This window comes from Bradyrhizobium sp. UNPA324 (assembly GCF_006658635.1).
In the GTDB taxonomy this organism is placed as follows: Bacteria; Pseudomonadota; Alphaproteobacteria; order Rhizobiales; family Xanthobacteraceae; genus Bradyrhizobium; species Bradyrhizobium nanningense.
In genome coordinates this window covers 2,125,256-2,141,357 of record NZ_LFJD01000004.1, presented here as the reverse complement: position 1 = coordinate 2,141,357, position 16,102 = coordinate 2,125,256, and the positions used below count along the sequence as shown (strand labels likewise).

17 protein-coding genes and 1 pseudogene are annotated in these 16,102 nt (G+C 65.6%); 10 read left to right on the top strand and 8 right to left on the bottom strand.

The annotated features are described in order from the left end of the window. Positions 1-73 precede the first annotated feature (73 nt). Positions 74-865, top strand: a complete 792-nt coding sequence (locus tag UNPA324_RS10395; RefSeq protein WP_430641899.1) for a DUF899 domain-containing protein — start codon at positions 74-76, stop codon at positions 863-865. Then, positions 858-1,181 carry a hypothetical protein gene (locus UNPA324_RS10390; protein ID WP_141934619.1) on the top strand — a complete coding sequence of 108 codons (324 nt, stop codon included), beginning with the start codon at positions 858-860 and terminating at the stop codon, positions 1,179-1,181. The genes UNPA324_RS10395 and UNPA324_RS10390 overlap by 8 nt, the downstream gene beginning before the upstream one ends. Positions 1,182-1,224: 43 nt before the next feature. Here UNPA324_RS10390 and UNPA324_RS10385 read toward each other — a convergent pair. The 3 genes and pseudogenes from UNPA324_RS10385 to UNPA324_RS10375 all read right to left on the bottom strand — a co-directional run bounded on the left by UNPA324_RS10385 (position 1,225) and on the right by UNPA324_RS10375 (position 3,013). Beyond that, positions 1,225-1,562: pseudogene (locus UNPA324_RS10385) on the bottom strand (GIY-YIG nuclease family protein). A 200-nt stretch (positions 1,563-1,762) separates the two neighbouring features. Further along, entirely contained in the window at positions 1,763-2,194 is a 432-nt protein-coding gene (locus UNPA324_RS10380; protein WP_128917313.1) for a c-type cytochrome, read from the bottom strand. 102 nt (positions 2,195-2,296) lie between these two features. Continuing rightward, positions 2,297-3,013, bottom strand: coding sequence for a L,D-transpeptidase (locus UNPA324_RS10375; protein ID WP_128917312.1), 717 nt, complete (start codon positions 3,011-3,013; stop codon positions 2,297-2,299). Between the two features lie 274 nt (positions 3,014-3,287). Between UNPA324_RS10375 and UNPA324_RS10370 the strand changes: the two genes are divergently transcribed. The 3 genes from UNPA324_RS10370 (at position 3,288) to UNPA324_RS10360 (ending at position 5,833) form a co-directional block, all read left to right on the top strand. Next, positions 3,288-4,340, top strand: a complete 1,053-nt coding sequence (locus UNPA324_RS10370) for a glycosyltransferase family 4 protein (RefSeq protein ID WP_141934618.1) — start codon at positions 3,288-3,290, stop codon at positions 4,338-4,340. Positions 4,341-4,373: 33 nt separating this feature from the next. Continuing rightward, positions 4,374-5,063 carry a class I SAM-dependent methyltransferase gene (locus UNPA324_RS10365; protein ID WP_128917310.1) on the top strand — a complete coding sequence of 230 codons (690 nt, stop codon included), beginning with the start codon at positions 4,374-4,376 and terminating at the stop codon, positions 5,061-5,063. Positions 5,064-5,173: 110 nt separating this feature from the next. Beyond that, positions 5,174-5,833: a hypothetical protein gene (locus tag UNPA324_RS10360; protein WP_141934617.1), complete on the top strand. Its 660-nt coding sequence runs from the start codon at positions 5,174-5,176 to the stop codon at positions 5,831-5,833. 143 nt (positions 5,834-5,976) lie between these two features. On the opposite strand, the gene UNPA324_RS10355 is transcribed toward UNPA324_RS10360, so the two are convergent. Next, positions 5,977-7,641, bottom strand: coding sequence for an aminotransferase class III-fold pyridoxal phosphate-dependent enzyme (locus UNPA324_RS10355; protein WP_141934616.1), 1,665 nt, complete (start codon positions 7,639-7,641; stop codon positions 5,977-5,979). Positions 7,642-7,676: 35 nt separating this feature from the next. On the opposite strand from UNPA324_RS10355, the gene asd reads away from it, so the two are divergent. After that, positions 7,677-8,540 carry an archaetidylserine decarboxylase gene (asd, locus tag UNPA324_RS10350; protein ID WP_128917307.1) on the top strand — a complete coding sequence of 288 codons (864 nt, stop codon included), beginning with the start codon at positions 7,677-7,679 and terminating at the stop codon, positions 8,538-8,540. A gap of 67 nt (positions 8,541-8,607) precedes the next feature. Further along, entirely contained in the window at positions 8,608-9,165 is a 558-nt protein-coding gene (locus UNPA324_RS10345) for an NUDIX hydrolase (RefSeq protein ID WP_141934615.1), read from the top strand. A gap of 301 nt (positions 9,166-9,466) precedes the next feature. Here the strand turns inward: UNPA324_RS10345 and UNPA324_RS10340 are convergent, their stop codons facing one another. Beyond that, positions 9,467-10,894, bottom strand: coding sequence for a FecR domain-containing protein (locus UNPA324_RS10340; protein ID WP_181769654.1), 1,428 nt, complete (start codon positions 10,892-10,894; stop codon positions 9,467-9,469). A gap of 315 nt (positions 10,895-11,209) precedes the next feature. After that, a complete protein-coding gene (locus UNPA324_RS10335; RefSeq protein WP_141934613.1) occupies positions 11,210-11,992 on the bottom strand; it encodes a DUF2147 domain-containing protein in 783 nt (260 codons plus the stop codon). A 96-nt stretch (positions 11,993-12,088) separates the two neighbouring features. On the opposite strand from UNPA324_RS10335, the gene UNPA324_RS10330 reads away from it, so the two are divergent. The 3 genes from UNPA324_RS10330 to UNPA324_RS10320 all read left to right on the top strand — a co-directional run bounded on the left by UNPA324_RS10330 (position 12,089) and on the right by UNPA324_RS10320 (position 14,525). After that, on the top strand, positions 12,089-12,421 hold the full coding sequence (locus UNPA324_RS10330; protein ID WP_245471712.1) for a DUF2147 domain-containing protein: 333 nt from the start codon (positions 12,089-12,091) through the stop codon (positions 12,419-12,421). Positions 12,422-12,639: 218 nt separating this feature from the next. Next, the gene (locus tag UNPA324_RS10325; RefSeq protein ID WP_128918529.1) at positions 12,640-13,842 is read left to right on the top strand and encodes an extensin family protein; all 1,203 of its coding nucleotides are present in this window, start codon (positions 12,640-12,642) and stop codon (positions 13,840-13,842) included. Positions 13,843-13,943: 101 nt separating this feature from the next. Continuing rightward, on the top strand, positions 13,944-14,525 hold the full coding sequence (locus UNPA324_RS10320; protein WP_128918528.1) for a histidine phosphatase family protein: 582 nt from the start codon (positions 13,944-13,946) through the stop codon (positions 14,523-14,525). Between the two features lie 42 nt (positions 14,526-14,567). Here the strand turns inward: UNPA324_RS10320 and UNPA324_RS10315 are convergent, their stop codons facing one another. Both UNPA324_RS10315 and UNPA324_RS10310 read right to left on the bottom strand, forming a co-directional pair. Further along, on the bottom strand, positions 14,568-15,761 hold the full coding sequence (locus UNPA324_RS10315) for a lanthionine synthetase C family protein (RefSeq protein ID WP_141934612.1): 1,194 nt from the start codon (positions 15,759-15,761) through the stop codon (positions 14,568-14,570). Continuing rightward, entirely contained in the window at positions 15,758-16,102 is a 345-nt protein-coding gene (locus UNPA324_RS10310) for a DUF6665 family protein (RefSeq protein ID WP_141934611.1), read from the bottom strand. The genes UNPA324_RS10315 and UNPA324_RS10310 overlap by 4 nt, the downstream gene beginning before the upstream one ends.

The following is a 16,102-nucleotide window of genomic DNA, read 5'->3' as shown; positions in this document are numbered from 1 at the left end:
CATGTGCGGTGAGGGGCGAGCGGTTCTGGAAGACGCAGGCCGATCGCCCATGCAGGAGATTTGGAGAGTCATGATGACATTAGCCCAAAACGAACGGAATAACGGACAGGCTGGCATGCAAACACCGCCGGTGGTGTCGCCGCAGGACTGGGAGGCAGCCCGTCAGCAACTGCTCGTGAAGGAGAAGGCGCATACCCGTGCCCGCGACGCCCTGGCCGCCGAGCGCCGGCGCATGCCGTGGATGCAAGTGACCAAAACCTATGCGTTCGAGGGGCCCGGCGGCAAGCTCAGTCTGCTCGACCTGTTCCAGGGGCGGCGGCAGCTGATCGTCTACCGTGCCTTCTTCGAGCCGGGCGTGTTCGGCTGGCCCGATCACGCCTGCCGCGGCTGCTCCATGGTGGCCGACCAGGTCGCCCACGTCGCGCATTTGAATGCCCGCGACACCACGCTGGTGTTCGCCTCGCGCGCGCCGCAGGCCGATATCATCAGGCTGAAGCAGCGGATGGGCTGGATCATGCCGTGGGTCACCGTCACCGACAGTTTCGATGCCGATTTCGGCGTGGACGAATGGCACGGCACCAACGTGTTCTACCGCGACGGTGACCGAATCTTCCGCACCTATTTCGTCAAGAGCCGCGGCGACGAGCAGATGGGCGGCACCTGGAACTACCTCGACATCACCCCGCTCGGCCGTCAGGAGGTCTGGGAGGACTCGCCCAAGGGATATCCGCAGACGCCGACCTACAAATGGTGGAACTGGCACGACAGCTACACGGAAGATGCGGCGCCCGACAAGAAGTGGGTCGAGATTTCCGAGGCCGGCGAGAAGGCCTTTCGCAAAGAGGCGGCGGAAGGACGTGACTAGTCCCGTCAGCGCAACCGCCGGCGCCGGCCGCAAGGGCGTTGTGGCCGCGCGCCACCTCGCCCGATGGCTGGCCTTGGCGGCCACGCCGACCTTCGCGACCATGGCCGTGTTGACGGCCGTGGCCGGGAGTGGGCCGGCGGACATGCTTTGCGCCGCCGGGCACGGCTCGGTGCTCGGCGGGATGGTGCCGATGTATCTCCTGATGAGCGCGTTTCATTCGGCGGCATGGCTGAGGCTGATCGCGGAGCGGCGAACTTCCGCCGGTGTGAACGCCTCGTCCTTCGAGACGCGCGCAAGGGCGCGCTCCTCAGGATGAGGCTAACTGGCATCGGCCCCGCGGCGAAATTGCTGCCGCGCGTTCAGCCCTCATCCTGAGGGCCCGCCGCAGGCGGGTGTCTCGAAGGATGATTTGATCCGCGCTTTGCCAACTCATGCAGCTCGGCAAAATCGCCGCGCACGAAGGCTCCTTTTTCGCGCGGCTCCACTTCTTGAGCTTGCGCTCGCATTCGATCGCGTCGGTGATGCGATCGAACCATTGCGAGAACGCCAGTGTCACAGGGCGACGCGACCTCGTGTAGCCCTCGAACGTGCCGGCGTTGTGCTGCACGACCCTGATCTCGAGCTCGGTGCGCGTCGTGCCGATGTAGTAGCTGCCATCGGCGCATCTAAGAATGTAGAGATACGCTCCTTCGGTCATCCTGAACGCCTCGTCCTTCGAGACGACCGCTACGCGGCCTCCTCAGGATGAGGCTAACTGGCATCTGCGACTTGGTGCAAGCGCTTCGTGTGGATTGGTGGTCACACACTCAGCCCTCATCCTGAGGGCCCGCCTCAGGCGGGCGTCTCGAAGGATGCGCCGCGACTTCCGATGCAAGCCCAAAGCCGGCGCAGGTGCCGCTATTGCGATCCTGCCGCCTGCAAATACGCAACCACCTTTGCCGCTTCCTCCGCCGAGATGCCGCCATAGGGCTGCATCTTGTTGCCCGACACCACCTCGTCCGGCTTGACCATGAAGCGCGTGAGCTTGTCCTGGTCCCAGACGAAGCCGGCTTCCTTCATTGCGGACGAATAATTGTAGTCCGGCAGCGAGCCGGCCTTGCGCCCGACGATCTTGTTGAGGTTGGGGCCGAGACGGTTGTCGCCTTCTTTCGCCGAGTGGCAGGTGCGGCAGGAATTGTTGAAGGCCTGGTGGGCCGCCTCATCGCTCGCCGGCTGCTGTGCGAGCGAGGAGGGAGCGGACAACAGCAGCGTCAATGCTCCGGCGCCGGCGATCGCGCGCGGCCATGTGCTTGGCAAGACGAGCAGGCGTGATTGCATCTGCGCCTCCATTGGGGATCGCGCCGCAGCAAGCGCGCGCATCGACATGTCGAGGGCAAACGAAAGCGGCCCCGGTGGGTTCCGGGGCCGTTTGCGTCACAATGTCCTGCCAATTCAGCGCGTCGCGGTTCCGAGCTCGGCGCGGCGCTCCGTCATCGGCAGCACCACGACCTTGGTGCCGACGTTGACGCGCGAATAGAGGTCGGTGACGTCGTCGTTGGTCATGCGGATGCAGCCGGAGGAGACGTGCTTGCCGATGGTCTCGGGCGCGTTGGTGCCGTGGATGCGGTAGATGGTGCCGCCGAGATACATGGCGCGGGCTCCCAACGGATTGCCGGGGCCTCCGGCCATATGGCGCGGCAGATAAGGCTGGCGGGCGATCATCTCCGGCGGAGGCGTCCAGTCCGGCCACTCCGCCTTCTTGGTCACCGACTGGATGCCGGACCAGGTGAAGCCATCGCGACCGACGCCGATGCCGTAGCGCAGCGCCTGGCCGTTACCGAGCACGTAATAGAGATAGGTGTTCGGCGTATCGATGATGATGGTGCCCGGCGCCTCGCGCGTGGCGTAGGAGACGGTCTGGCGGCGGAAGCGCGCCGGCATCTCGACCTGGTCCTGGTCCTCGGACGGCGCGGCCTGATAAGGCGTCGTCTGGTAGGGCTGATAGGGCTGCAGCGGCTGCGGCGCGGCCATCGGCGGCAGTGGCTGGAAGAACGGGAAGAGCTGCACCGGCGCGGCCTTGGCCGAACCCGAAAATGCGATTGCGGAGATCGCGACTGCGCCGAGAGCAACGGCGCGCGAAAACGTCTTGAACGTATCCCGATTGAACATGTGATCGCCCCTGTTTGCTCGGTGGTCTCGGCCACCGCGGCACCGTTTCGGTGCTCCGTTGCCTGACTTCCTAACGGCAAAACGTTTCGGGACATTTGCGCGGAAAACCGAAAACGGTTTCACGGCGGCAAGGATTGTTTCATGACAGTTTCGTGGCCGTGCCGGCCCGTTAACGAACAAAACAGCCCGCCGACACTTCTATGACGTCACACGCCTGAAATATCCTTCGTTGATGGTCGATGCCTGAGAATCATCAAACTCTCAGGATTTTCCCATGCGGGTATTAATCGCGACCGATGCCTGGCATCCGCAGGTCAACGGCGTGGTCCGGACGCTGACCTCGCTGGCGAATGCGGCGAAGGGTCTCGATGTCGAGATCGACTTCCTCACCCCGGACGGCTTTCCGTCCTGGCCGCTGCCGACCTATCCGGGCCTGCGCTTTGCGCTGCCTTCGGGACAAGAAATCGCGCGGCGGATCGAGAAGGCCGCACCTGACGCGCTGCACATCGCGACCGAAGGTCCGATCGGCTGGGCGGCGCGGGCCTATTGCCGTCGCAACCGGCTCGCCTTCACCACCTCCTACACGACGCGCTTTCCCGAATATGTCGCGGTGCGGACCGGCATCCCTGCCGCCGTCGGCTATGCCGTGCTGCGCCATTTCCATGATGCCGCCGCCATGACCATGGTGGCGACGCCGTCGCTGCGGCAGGAGCTGTCCGAGCGCGGCTTCAAGCGGCTCGGCTTCTGGACCCGCGGCGTCAACACCGAGCTGTTCCACCCTGACGCGCCGGCCAGGCTCGACCTGCCGCGTCCGATCTTCATGACCATGGGCCGCGTCGCGGTGGAGAAGAATCTCGAAGCGTTCCTCTCACTGGATCTGCCCGGCACCAAGGTCGTCGTCGGCGACGGTCCGCAGAAGGCGGCGCTCGAAAAGAAATATCCTGATGCCGTCTTCCTCGGCGAGAAGAAGGGCGCCGATCTCACCGCGCATCTCGCCGCCGCCGATGTGTTCGTGTTTCCGAGCCTGACCGATACGTTCGGCGTGGTGCAGCTCGAGGCGCTGGCCTGCGGCACGCCGGTTGCTGCGTTTCCGGTCACCGGCCCGAAAGACGTCATCGCCGATCATCCGATCGGTGCGATCGACCACGATCTGCGCGCCGCGTGCCTGCGCGCACTCACCATGTCGCGCGAGACCTGTCGCAATTTTGCGCTGGAGCGCTCCTGGGAGAACAGCGCGCGCCAGTTCGTCGGCAATTTGACCTCACTTCAGCCCAGCCGCGTCCTGCGCGCCTCGCCTCGCATGGCGCGGCGGCCGGTGCGCGGTTGATCTTTCATCAGAACCACAGCGAGAACCTCATCGATGGCCAAGATCATGAACCTTGACGGCACCCAGCAGCTCGACCTTACCCGCGGCACGGTCGAGCAGGCCTACGATCGTTGGGCGCCGGTCTACGACCTCGTGTTCGGCGGCGTGTTCGCCAAGGGCCGGCAGGCGGCGATCGCGGCCACCAACAAGATCGGCGGCCGTGTGCTCGAGGTCGGCGTCGGCACCGGCATCTCGCTGCCGCTCTACGCGCCGAACCTGCGCATCTTCGGCACCGACATTTCGGAAGCGATGCTCGACAAGGCGCGCCGCCGCGTCGCCGCAGGCAATCTGAAGAACGTCGAGGGTCTCGCGGTGATGGACGCCGAGAAGCTCGAATTCCCCGACAACTCCTTCGACGTCGTCATGGCGCAATATGTCGTTACCGCGGTGCCGAACCCCGAAAAGGCGCTCGACGAATTCGCCCGCGTGCTGCGCCCGGGCGGCGAGCTCATCATCCTCACCCGCGTCAGTGCCGACACCGGCATGCGCCGCTTCATCGAACAGAAGCTGCAGCCGGTGGTGCGTCCGCTCGGCTTCCGTACCGCCGAGTTCGCCTGGTCGCGTTATGCGAAGTGGCTGGCCGGCGCCCACGGCATCGAGCTCGCCGAGCGCCGTTTGATCCCGCCGCTCGGTCATTTCTCGCTGGTGCGCTTCCGTAAGGTCGACATCGCCAAGGCGGCGTGACGTCGTGCGCCATCGCGCCGCTACGTGCCGTCACATGACAAGATGACGTTGTCACACGGCGTACATCGAATCTATTTAACCCCGTATCCGAAAGCATCTTGGGGAAGAGCATGATCAAGAATTATCTCGAGCAGCTGCGGATCCAGCGCTGGGACGACCATCGCTACTATCACCACAGCCGCATCAATCAGAGCCTGCACTTCGTCAGCGCGCTGAGCTTCCTCTTCGCCTATGTCTGGCTGTTCGTCGATCCCGTGATCTCCGCGCTGGTCGGCTGGCTGGTCTCGATGACCTCGCGCCAGGCCGGTCACTTCTTCTTCGAGCCGCATACTTACGACCACATCAACCAGGCGACGCATGAGTACAAGGAAGAGATCAAGGTCGGCTACAACCTTCAGCGCAAGGTCGTTCTGATGGCGATCTGGGCGGCCTCGCCCCTGGTGCTGTTCCTCGACCCGACGCTGTTCGGCCTGTTCTCGCCGTGGGTCAGCGCGACCGACTTCATGCGGCAGGTCGCCAAGATCTGGCTCCTGGTCGGGGGCGGCGGTCTGTTGTTCCGCACCGTGCACCTGTTCTTCATCCGCGACGTCGAGACCGGTCTCGTCTGGATGACCAAGATCCTGACCGATCCGTTCCACGATTTGATGCTCTACCGCAGTGCTCCGCTTGCCCTGATGCGCGGCGAGCTGATGGATCCCGGCCTGCACCTCAACCCCGAGCACACGCTGGGTCTCATCGGCGAGCCCACGCTCGAAGAGCAGCACGCCTGATACGGCCCCTGCCCAGATCGCGAATGTGTACGGTCTACGTCATGCCCGGGCTTGTCCCGGGCATCCACGTGTTGGAGCCATCGTGCGGAGACGCGTGGATGGCCGGGACAAGCCCGGTCATGACGGCTTCGGAGTATGGAGCATCAGCGCCCAAAACGCTTGGTCAGCATCTCTTTCAAAATCTGCCGCTTGATCTGCTTGTTGGTGAGCACGCCGTCGTGCCACCAGAAACCGTCGGCCTTCATCTTCTGCGTGGCGCGGACGAAGCGGTCGGCGACCTCTCCGAAATCGGCGTCGGTGTAGTTCAGGCTGAAGATCAATCGGCCGGTGCCGACCCAGCTCAGCGCCAGGCCTTCGGCACGCAGATAATATTGCAGCATCCAGTTGTAGCGGGAGGGCGTCGTGTATTTCACCGTCCAGATCGACGAGACGTTGGCGAACCGCACCGGCAGGTCGGCGTCTTCCATCATCCCGTTGAGCTTCTTCACGCGGCCGTTCCAGGTCTCCTCGAGGCCCTCATAGATCGCACGGAAGTTCGGGCTGGCGAGCCGGCTCAAAAACTCGTCCATCGCCGTCATGACGTAGGGATGCGAGTTGAAGGTGCCGCGGGCGAAGCAGATGTCGGCGGGACGATCGTCGCGGAAGCGGCGCATCAGCTCGCGCTTGCCGCAGACGACGCCGACCGGCAGTCCGCCGGCGAGGCTCTTGCCGTAGGTCACCATGTCGGCCTTGACGCCGAAATATTCCTGGGCGCCGCCGGCGGCGAGGCGGAAGCCGACGAACACCTCGTCGAAGATCAGCACGATGCCACGCTCGCTGCAGACTTCGTGGAGCTTCTTCAGCCATTCCGTGTAGGCCGCGCGATCGAAATGGCCGCCGCGGGAGGAATCAACCAGCGCGGAATCGCCGGGCGCGTTGGCGTTGGGATGCAGCCCCTGCAGCGGATTGACCAGCACGCAGGCGATGTCCTTGCGCGTCTTCAGCACGTGCAGCGTCTTCTCCGACATCTCGGCGAGGGTGTAGGTCTCGTGCGCGGCAATCGGGTTGCCGACGCCGGGCTGCACGTCGCCCCACCAGCCGTGATAGGCGCCGGCGAAACGGACGAGATGCGTGCGCTTGGTATGGTAGCGCGCCAGGCGCACCGCCTGCATGACGGCCTCGGTGCCGGACATGTGGAACGAGACCTCGTCGAGGCCCGAGATCCGGCAGAGCCGCTGCACGTTCTCGAGGATGACGGGATGGTAGGGGCCGAGCACCGGACCGAGCGCATGCGCGCGCTTCTCGGCGCCCTCGATGCATTCCTTGTAGAAGTCGTTGCCGAAGATGTTGACGCCGTAAGATCCCGTAAGATCGTACGAGGTGTTGCCGTCGACATCCGTGACGGTGACGCCGCTGGACGATTCCACGAAGGTCGAGGTGCCCAGATGCTCGCGGACCAGGCGCGAGAACTGGAACGGCACGCGGTAGCTCTCGGTGAAGTTCAGGTCGGAGATTTTGTCCGCGGCCTCCTTCGTCATCGCGCGGCCCTTCGGGTAGCGCTTGGCGTAGAGGGCGGCGAGACGGAAGAAGCCGTCCTTGCGCTGCGCGGCGATGTTCGCCGGCGCGCCGTCGCACGAGAAGTAGTCGTTCTCTCCAAACTCGTAGAACGGGAGCAGCTTTGCCACCCGTCGCGACATCTTGGAGTGCCCGGCCAGCGAGCGATGCTTGGCGCGGGACAATTCGACCCGCGCCTTGATCTTCGGGAGGATGGCGGCAGCCGATGCTGCGGCGGCCACGGACATCGAGAGAATCGGGAGTGTCGTTTCCATGTCAACAAGCGCTAATACTGTGAGCTGACAGATTCATGACAGTCAAAGCCCTCATCGCCTCCTTCACCCAGCAGGAAGACCTCAACTTCCTGTTGACCAACCGCATCCCCCGCGCCGCGCTGACCCGCTTCATGGGCTGGTTCTCCAAGATCGAGAACCCGCTCGTGCGGGACTTTTCGATCGCGCTGTGGAAGCTGTTCTCCGACCTCGATCTGTCGGAGGCGCGAAAAGACCATTTCAAGAGCCTGCATGACTGCTTCACCCGCGAGCTGAAGCCGGGCCTGCGGCCGTTCGATCCCGATCCTTCCGTCGTCGCCAGTCCATCGGACGGCATTGTCGGCGCGCATGGGAAGATCGCCGACACCGAGCTGTTCCAGGTCAAGGGCGCGCCCTATTCGCTGCTCGACCTCGTCGGCGATTCCGCGCTGGTCGATCAGCACCGCAACGGGAGCTTCGTCACGCTGCGGCTGACCTCGAGCATGTATCACCGCTTCCATGCGCCCTTTGATGCGCATATCGAGCGCGTCACGCTGATCCATGGCGACGTCTGGAACGTCAACCCGATCGCCTTGAAACGGGTCGAACGTCTGTTCTGCAAGAACGAGCGCGCGGTGATCCGCACGCATCTTTCGACCGGAGAGGCCGTGACACTGGTGCCGGTCGCCGCGATCCTGGTCGCGAGCATCCGGTTGCATTTCCTCGATATGGTGCTGAACGCGCAGACGCGCGGCCCGGTCAACTTCCCCTGTGACGTCAACGTGGCCAAGGGCGAGGAGCTCGGCTGGTTCGAGCACGGCTCGACCATCATCATCCTCGCGCCCGGCGATTTCACCTTCTGCGACGGCATCGCCGAGGGTACGCGCATCCGTGCCGGCCAGGCGCTGCTCGGAAGAAAGTAGCCTTCAATCCGCCGTTCCCGCCGCCTATATCGTCGGCGGGGACGATGTGACGACGACGGATTTGGCAATGGTGCGAGCGCCGGTGATGGCGGCGGGTGGTATCGTGCTGCGGCGTGGTTCGACGCCGCTGATTGCGGTCGTGCGTCAGCGCAAGCGCAACGAATGGGTCTTGCCCAAGGGCAAGCTCGACGACGGCGAGACGCCGAAGGAAGCGGCGCACCGCGAAGTGCTGGAGGAGACCGGCCACGACGTCGCCATCCACGAATTTTTGGGCACGTTGGTCTACCAGTCCGGCGGGCGCTCAAAAGTCGTGCATTTCTGGCGGATGGAGGCCGACGGCGGTCCCGTCCGCAAGCTGACGAACGATATCAGGGCGGTCGACTGGCTCGCGCTGGACGACGCGATCGCGCGGCTGTCGCGGGAGTATGAGCGTGCGTTCCTGACCCAGACCGGCCCGATCGCGCTTGCGGCAGCAGGGCTGGCGGCGTCGCCGGAGCCGGCGCCTGCCGCTGACGACTTCGATGCAGCCTTGCAGACGCTGACACCCGCCGAAGCCGCCTCGGTCGACGAGTTGCGGCACGGCCTGTTGCAAAAGGTGAAGGCCTGGCTGCGCGGCGAGGCGTGATGTCTTGCGCCGCGCTGCTCGCGCGTCTGGAGACATCCACGAGTTGATATGCCTGTGGAACCGTGGGCTCCCTCCACGTCGTCATTGCGAGCGTAGCGAAGCAATCCAGAATCTTTCCGCCGAGGGGCTCCCGGATTGCTTCGCTGCGCTCCGCAATGACGGAGGAGAGAGCGGCGTGCTCGACGTTGACCCTCATGGTGAGGAGCGCGCATCGCGCGCGTCTCGAACCATGCGGCCCGACTGTGGCCTCGCCCTTCGAGACGCTTGCTTCGCAAGCTCCTCAGGGTGAGGGGCGGCATTGTCACCGCCGCTCCTTCTCCTTCGAAGCGGGCGCCGGTTTGCGCGGGGCTGCCGGGCGCTGTGCGGCCGGGAGGCGCTGCTGGAATCCGCCGGGGCGCTGCAAGCCTGGCGATTGAGCCGCGGGCGGCTGGCCGGGTTGCATGCCGGTCCGCGGCAGTTGCGGCTGTGGGCCCGGCTGCTGCGGCGGTACGACTCCTCCGGGCTGAATTCGTCCGCCGCGCGGCGGCTGGGTTTGCGGCGTGCCGTTGGGCGCTGTGCCCTGTCCCGTGCGCGGTGCACTTGGACGTCCGGCACCTTGCTGCTGACCGGGTTGCGGCTGACCCTGTCGCTGCTGGCCTCGCTGCGGCCCCTGACCCGCACGTGGGTTGCCCGGCTGCACCGCGCCGCCTTGCCGCTGCGGCTGGGCGCCTTGCCGGCCCGGCGCGCCCGGCTGCTGCTGACCCGGACGGTTGTTCTGGCCGGGCGGCCCGTCCGGTCGCTGTGGCTGCTGACCGGGTACGGTCGCCGGCCGCAATTGCTGTTGCTGCGGCGGCTGCGCCGGCCGCGGGATGCGGCTCTGCGCGGTCGGATTGGCGCGGCGGAAGTCGCGCTGCTCGGTGACGATCTGGCGGCCCGTGGTCTGCGCCAGATGGACCTGGCTGACGAAGCTGCGGTCGCGCGCGATCTGCTGCGCGGGAATCGTGATCGGCACGGCGGCGAAGCGCATGCCGCCCGCGCCGCCGGGCCGGATCGCAAAGCCGCTCGCGCCTTGCGTCAGCGCGCCGAGCCGCGTGCCGCTGGTGCGGTCGTCGACGTCGATGTGACCGACGCGGCCGTCGGCGTCGGGATAGAGCTTGATGTTGACGTTGCGCGCGCTGTTCGCGGCCGCGCCTTCGGGCACGTCGACGACGCCGGTGGTGCCGCGGATGCCGAGCGTCGCCGTCGGCGTCGTGATCTTCATGTTGCCGGTCTTCGCCACGGCAGCAGCAACGAAGGCGACCGTGCCCTTGCCGATGTCGAAGATTCCGGAGTTCTGCTTGCCGCCGTCCTCATAGACGTAATTGTCGATGGTGATCTTCGAACTGGCGGAGAGGTTGAACGTGGTGGCGTCGTTGAAGGTGATGCCGAGCGTGGAGTTCGACGAAGTCTGCACGATGTCGTTCAGGTAGATGTCGTCGCGCACGCGGAGCGGATAGGAGTTCTTGTCACGGATCACGGTTGCGATCCCCGTGACGGTCGCGACGTTGCCGATCGGCTCGACGGCGGTCGCTTGCGCGTCTGCCGCCGGAGCCGGCGAAGCCGAAGGCGTCGGGGAGGGGCCAGGCGCCGGCTCTGCCTGCGGCTGCGCCTGCGCGATCTCGATTGCATCGGATGCATACACCACGCTGCTGCCTGCCAGCGGTAATGCCAGCAGCGCAAGCGCGAACACGAAGCGGCGCCAAGCCAGCATAGATGTCACGAGGAAGTCCCGGTGAGAACGCGAGGCGAGATCGGCCGATTTCAGCCGGGGAGACCTGAATGGCGGATGAACGTGTGTCGCATGCGCTGGGCGAACGTCAGAGGCTAGGCGACGCTAGCGAATTGGGCTCGAAGATCTCTACGCCGTCATGGCCGGGCTTGTCCCGGCCATCCACGCCTTGTTTTGCGTCACTAAGAACGTGGATGCCCGGGCCTTCGCCTCGCCGAAGCGGCTTCGGCCGCGCAAGCGGGACAAGCCCGGGCATGACGAAGAGTTGTGGGTATCGTTGGGTTGACGCTCCGCCCTTCAGCTCACCCGCTTCCAGGTCTGGCCGCCGCAGAACATGCCGCCGAAGGCGCAGCCCTGCACGCGCATCGCATTCGGACCCTTCATCGCGATGGTCGAGTCGTAATTACGGCCCGAGTTGGGATCGTGGATGCGGCCGGTCCACTTCGCGCCCTCGGGCTTCATGTTGATCAGGATGCGCTCGTTGGTCTTCTCGGCGTAGCCGCAGAGATCGGCGCCGCACTGCTCGACGCGGACTTTGCCCTTGCCTTCTTCGGTCGCCCACACGCCGATCGGCGAGTTCGGCGTGGCCACAGGCGCGGCGGTCACTGGAGCCGGAGCGGGCGCGGGAGCAACCGCGACTGGCGCGGGTGCAGGGGCGGGAGCCGCAACCGGTGGGGGCTGCGTCGTCGTATCGACGGACGGCGCGGCGGCAACCGTCGCGGCCGGGGCGGGAGCGGCAGGCGCGGCCGGTGCGGTCGCCTGAAGCGGCGCCTGCTGCACGGGCTGCTGCTGCACCGGTGGCGGCGCGGGCTGCGCGGTCGTGGCCGGAGCCGGCGTGGTGTCGACGTCATCATCCTTGGAGCCGCCGAGGCCCTTGAGATTGATGTTGTTCAGCTTGATCGGCTTGTCCGACAGGCCCGGCGCGACGATGGTCACGCAATTGAGCGAGGCGCAGTTGCGCGGCGTCTCGATGCGGATGTGCTGGCCCTCGATCTGGAACGAGATCGAATTGCCGCCGGCATCGGCGGCGGCGGTCGACGCCAGGAAGAGCGCGGTGGCGGCGATGGCGAGCTTGTTCATGACAACCTCCGAAATGGCGTGGTCCCGATATGGACTGAAGTCGCTGGTCGATGACGCGCGGTTCGATCCTATGCCGGACCGGCCGGGCGTTCTGTGATGAACGTCACAACGCTGGCGCGCTGTCTGGGCGAGGCAGCGGGCGAGAGCGTGGTGGTCAACATGAAGCCGAAATCGCACGACGCCTGGACCGGCAGCATCTACAGCCGCTCCAGCGGCAACACCTATTGCGCGACGGTGACGCTGAAGAGCTTCGGCAGGCTTCAGGTCGAGGCCTGCGCGCTTGGCCGCTTCTGGTGCTCGGGCAACGACTGGACGCGGATCGAGGCACCGCGCGAGGGGAGAAGGGCGGGCCCGTGTGGTCGACTGCTGCCGTCTAGATCATGCCGAGCACGATGGCGCCGACGAAGGCCATGGCGAGGTAGGCGGTGACTACGCTCAGTCTCCCGGCGAACGTCATGAGGTCGCTCCCTCCACGCGCGCCAGTTTGCGCGCGAGCATCATAGTTAACAGAGAGACTCGTCGTGAAAAAGTCAGCCCTGCTGTCGCTCAGTTCTGCCTGGGTTCGGCAGGCGCGCGCCTACATGGTTAAAGATCGGTGAAATCAACGTGTTGAAGAGTCTTTAAGTAAATTCACCGAACCTGCGTGCATGACGCGCGGAGTTCGTTTGTATCTCGTCGGCTCCATCGTCCTTGTTTCGCTAGCGGGTTGCGGACGCGGCTTCTTCCAGGCCGAACGCGAACCGTGGCGGGCCGAGGCGGAAGCCGCATGCCTGAAATCGGGCGCGGTGAAAGAGGGGCCGGATCTCGTCCGGATCGACCCGATCTCCGGGCCCGGCATGTGCGGCGCCGAGTTTCCGCTGAAGGTCGCGGCCCTCGGCGAAGCCTCGGGCAGCTACGGCTTTGCCGATGAGGAGCTGCGGCCGCCCGGCAGCATCGGCGGCCAGCCGCGTTGGCCGGTGGCGCAGCGGCCGAATTATCCGCAGAGCCAGAATTATCCGGCGTCGTCCACTCCGCAACGGCCGAACTATCCCGAAAGCACGGTGGCCCAACCCGCCGGCTATGGTGCTTCGTCCGGGCCGATGTCGCTGAACGCGCCCGGCGTGGCGGCGCAGGAGGACGAGATCGACCTGCCGCCCGATGGCACCGACGCCGCAGGCGCGGCGCGCTACATGAATGCGCCGAGCTATCCGGCCCGGCCGGCGCCTTACTCGCAGGCGCCTGCGCAGCAACCGCTGCCGCGCCTCGGCCCCGCGCAGGGCAATCCCGTCACGGCGGTCGGTCCGGTCGCGATCAAGCCGACCGCGACGCTCGCCTGTCCGATCGTATCCGAGCTCGATCGCTGGCTCGCCGACACCGTGCAGCCTTCGGCGATGCGCTGGTTCGGCGTCCGCGTCGCCGAGATCAAGCAGATCTCCGCCTATTCCTGCCGCGGCATGAACGGCAATCCGCATTCTCATATCTCCGAGCACGCCTTCGGCAACGCGCTCGATGTTGCCGCGTTCGTGCTCGCCGACGGACGCCGCGTCACCGTGAAGGACGGCTGGCGCGGCATGCCGGAGGAGCAGGGGTTCCTGCGCGACGTGCAATCGGGCGCCTGCGCGCATTTCACGACGGTGCTCGCGCCGGGGTCGAACGTCTATCACTACGATCACATCCACGTCGATCTGATGCGCCGCGCCAGCCGCCGCCTGATCTGCCAGCCTGCCGCCGTCTCCGGCGAAGAGGTCGCTGCGCGTGCGCAGTCGCGCAGCCCCTATGCCAATGCGCGCGATCCGTCCGTCACCGGTTCGCTCGGCGCGCGCAAGAGCATGGCGCGCAAGCGCGAGGAAGACGACTACGCCGACGATTGAGCGGACGCGATTTGCCTTGTAGCCTGGATGAGCGCAGCGATATCCGGGACACGGTATTCCCGCATATCGCTGCGCTCATGCGGGCTACGATCTCAATCAAAATGTCCATCGTCCGCTATCTCACCCATCCGCAGGTGCAAATCGACCCCTCAGTACCGGTGCCGCAATGGGGCCTCAGTCCGGTCGGACGCGCACGAACTGAAGCGCTGGCGAACGCGGGCTGGCTCGCGAACACCACGCAGATCGTCGCGAGCAGCGAACGCAAGGCGATCGAGACCGCCGAGATCATCGCCGCCAAGCTCGGTGTCATGATCGAGACCCGCGAGGCCATGCACGAGAACGACCGCTCGGCGACCGGCTTCCTGAAGCCGGCCGAGTTCGAGCAGGTTGCCGATCAGTTCTTCGCCGAGCCCCATCTCAGCGTCCGCGGCTGGGAGCGCGGCGTAGATGCGCAATCGCGTATCGTGCGTGAGGCGGAAGCGGTGCTGTCGCGCAACCGTGCGGGCGACGTGCTTTTCGTCGGTCACGGCGCCGTCGGCACGCTGCTGTTCTGCCATTATTCCGGCCATCCCATCGATCGTGCCTACGATCAGCCGGCGGGCGGCGGCCACGTGTTCGCGTTCGCGCGCGAGACGCGCCAGATCCTGCATGGCTGGCGAAGACTGGAAGAGCTGACGCGGTAGCTCCGCGGAGCTAGAGCCGTATCTTGAGGTCGGCCTCGCAGATCAAAACACGTCGATTGTCGGGAAGCGCGGCTCTCCGGTGATGCAATCCCAAAGGTAGATCGCGAGGCCGACGTCGCCGGTCCAGAGCGAATAGCGTCCGCGGCCAACGGCGGCCTTGGTGCCGCGATACTGGACAATAGCCGTCATGGCGAATTGGCGTGCGCGATCGAGCCAGACCGGATCGCTCGTGCGGCGGTAAAGCTTGAGGAAGGCGTAGCCGTTCCCGCCAGTACCGTGGCATAGGTTCGAACCCTTGGTCAGCGGTCTGGCGGCCCAGGTGAACCGGCCGCCATCCAGGAGAAGTCCATCAAAGTCAGGTGTCGCAAACGGCGCGTCGGCAAATGTCGTCACCATGCCGGGAGCGCCGTGACAGTGTTGACACAAGGTCGGTGGCGTCCCGCGCTTGCTTCTCGCACCCCAATTCGTTCCGAGCTCAGACGGCCACGCATTCGCCGCTAGGGTCTTCGGCACGATATCGGCCACTTGCGCCTGCTGTGCCGGCGTCAACCAGTCCCATCCACGCAGCAACGGGATGATGTTGCCGGCGAAGCCATGCACTGGCCCGAGCCAGCGGTCCTTGGCGCCGTAGAGATCCTGGGTCCAGAGCAGGCCTTGCGACGTCTCCTCCAGATCATCCAGTAGCCGGGCTGCTTGCAATTCGAACAGGCCGCGCCATCGCGGCTCGCGCGTCATCTCGGTCATCTGGATCGCCGCCAGCATGGACCCGGGCATGCCCCACATCAGTTCACGGATGGGCAGCCCGCTATTGGCTTCGGCGCGCAGATAGACGAGATCGGCCAAGGCTGGCGTCGGATCAAGGCGCATGGCGAGAAGTGCGGCGCCCATGTCACCAAACAGCAGCGAGCCGTGTTTGGCGTAGCCGGCCGGCGCATTACTCTCGAACCTGGCGGTCGTCAGTTCGAGCAGTTTCGGCAGTACCGGGCGAAAGTCTTGTGCGACCAGGCTGGCGCCGACACGACGCAAATAATCGAGCGCCCAGATGACGCCTGCCGCGCCAAAGTAGAAGCTGGGGTTGCCGTCGCCCACCCCGTCGTCGCCGGGGTGACCGGGCCAAAACGCTTCGGGATCGAAATCCGCGACGGCGTCGGCGACGATGTCCGCGATCGCGGTGCGGACAGCCAACTCGCTCCAGGCGTCCTGCACAAGCGCGCGATGGCGTCCAAGCGTGATCATGATTTGGGTTTGGCGATGCCCGTTGCCGGCGCCAGCCCCATGCAGCGCTGCACCTCCCCCGGGACATTGTAGGTGCGCATGATGTGACGGCTGTCGCGCAAGCCGGTCGCTTCACGCTGCACCACGAACATCCAAAGAGCCTCGCCGGCTTCCAACACCAGCTTGCGCCTGGTCGGCTGCATCGAGGTTACAGTTCCCGTCGTGGCGTGGGCAGCGTCAAACTCGCGCAACCGCACCAGTGCCTGTTCGAGTGTGCGCCCCATCCGCCCAAGCGCCGAGGCCTGTTCCTGGACGATCTCGTAATGGAGAATATCGACAGGCGGGCGAAGATCACGGGACAT

Coding starts and splice junctions, on each gene's coding strand:
- UNPA324_RS10320 (WP_128918528.1), top strand. CDS start 13,944: ATGTCCATCGTCCGCTATCTCACCCATCCGCAGGTGCAAATCGACCCC.
- UNPA324_RS10335 (WP_141934613.1), bottom strand. CDS start 11,992: ATGAACAAGCTCGCCATCGCCGCCACCGCGCTCTTCCTGGCGTCGACC.
- UNPA324_RS10380 (WP_128917313.1), bottom strand. CDS start 2,194: ATGGAGGCGCAGATGCAATCACGCCTGCTCGTCTTGCCAAGCACATGG.
- UNPA324_RS10315 (WP_141934612.1), bottom strand. CDS start 15,761: ATGATCACGCTTGGACGCCATCGCGCGCTTGTGCAGGACGCCTGGAGC.
- UNPA324_RS10360 (WP_141934617.1), top strand. CDS start 5,174: ATGATCAAGAATTATCTCGAGCAGCTGCGGATCCAGCGCTGGGACGAC.
- UNPA324_RS10310 (WP_141934611.1), bottom strand. CDS start 16,102: ATGTCCCGTGATCTTCGCCCGCCTGTCGATATTCTCCATTACGAGATC.
- UNPA324_RS10370 (WP_141934618.1), top strand. CDS start 3,288: ATGCGGGTATTAATCGCGACCGATGCCTGGCATCCGCAGGTCAACGGC.
- UNPA324_RS10395 (WP_430641899.1), top strand. CDS start 74: ATGACATTAGCCCAAAACGAACGGAATAACGGACAGGCTGGCATGCAA.
- UNPA324_RS10340 (WP_181769654.1), bottom strand. CDS start 10,894: ATGCTGGCTTGGCGCCGCTTCGTGTTCGCGCTTGCGCTGCTGGCATTA.
- asd (WP_128917307.1), top strand. CDS start 7,677: ATGACAGTCAAAGCCCTCATCGCCTCCTTCACCCAGCAGGAAGACCTC.
- UNPA324_RS10325 (WP_128918529.1), top strand. CDS start 12,640: ATGACGCGCGGAGTTCGTTTGTATCTCGTCGGCTCCATCGTCCTTGTT.
- UNPA324_RS10375 (WP_128917312.1), bottom strand. CDS start 3,013: ATGTTCAATCGGGATACGTTCAAGACGTTTTCGCGCGCCGTTGCTCTC.
- UNPA324_RS10365 (WP_128917310.1), top strand. CDS start 4,374: ATGGCCAAGATCATGAACCTTGACGGCACCCAGCAGCTCGACCTTACC.
- UNPA324_RS10355 (WP_141934616.1), bottom strand. CDS start 7,641: ATGGAAACGACACTCCCGATTCTCTCGATGTCCGTGGCCGCCGCAGCA.
- UNPA324_RS10330 (WP_245471712.1), top strand. CDS start 12,089: ATGAACGTCACAACGCTGGCGCGCTGTCTGGGCGAGGCAGCGGGCGAG.
- UNPA324_RS10345 (WP_141934615.1), top strand. CDS start 8,608: ATGGTGCGAGCGCCGGTGATGGCGGCGGGTGGTATCGTGCTGCGGCGT.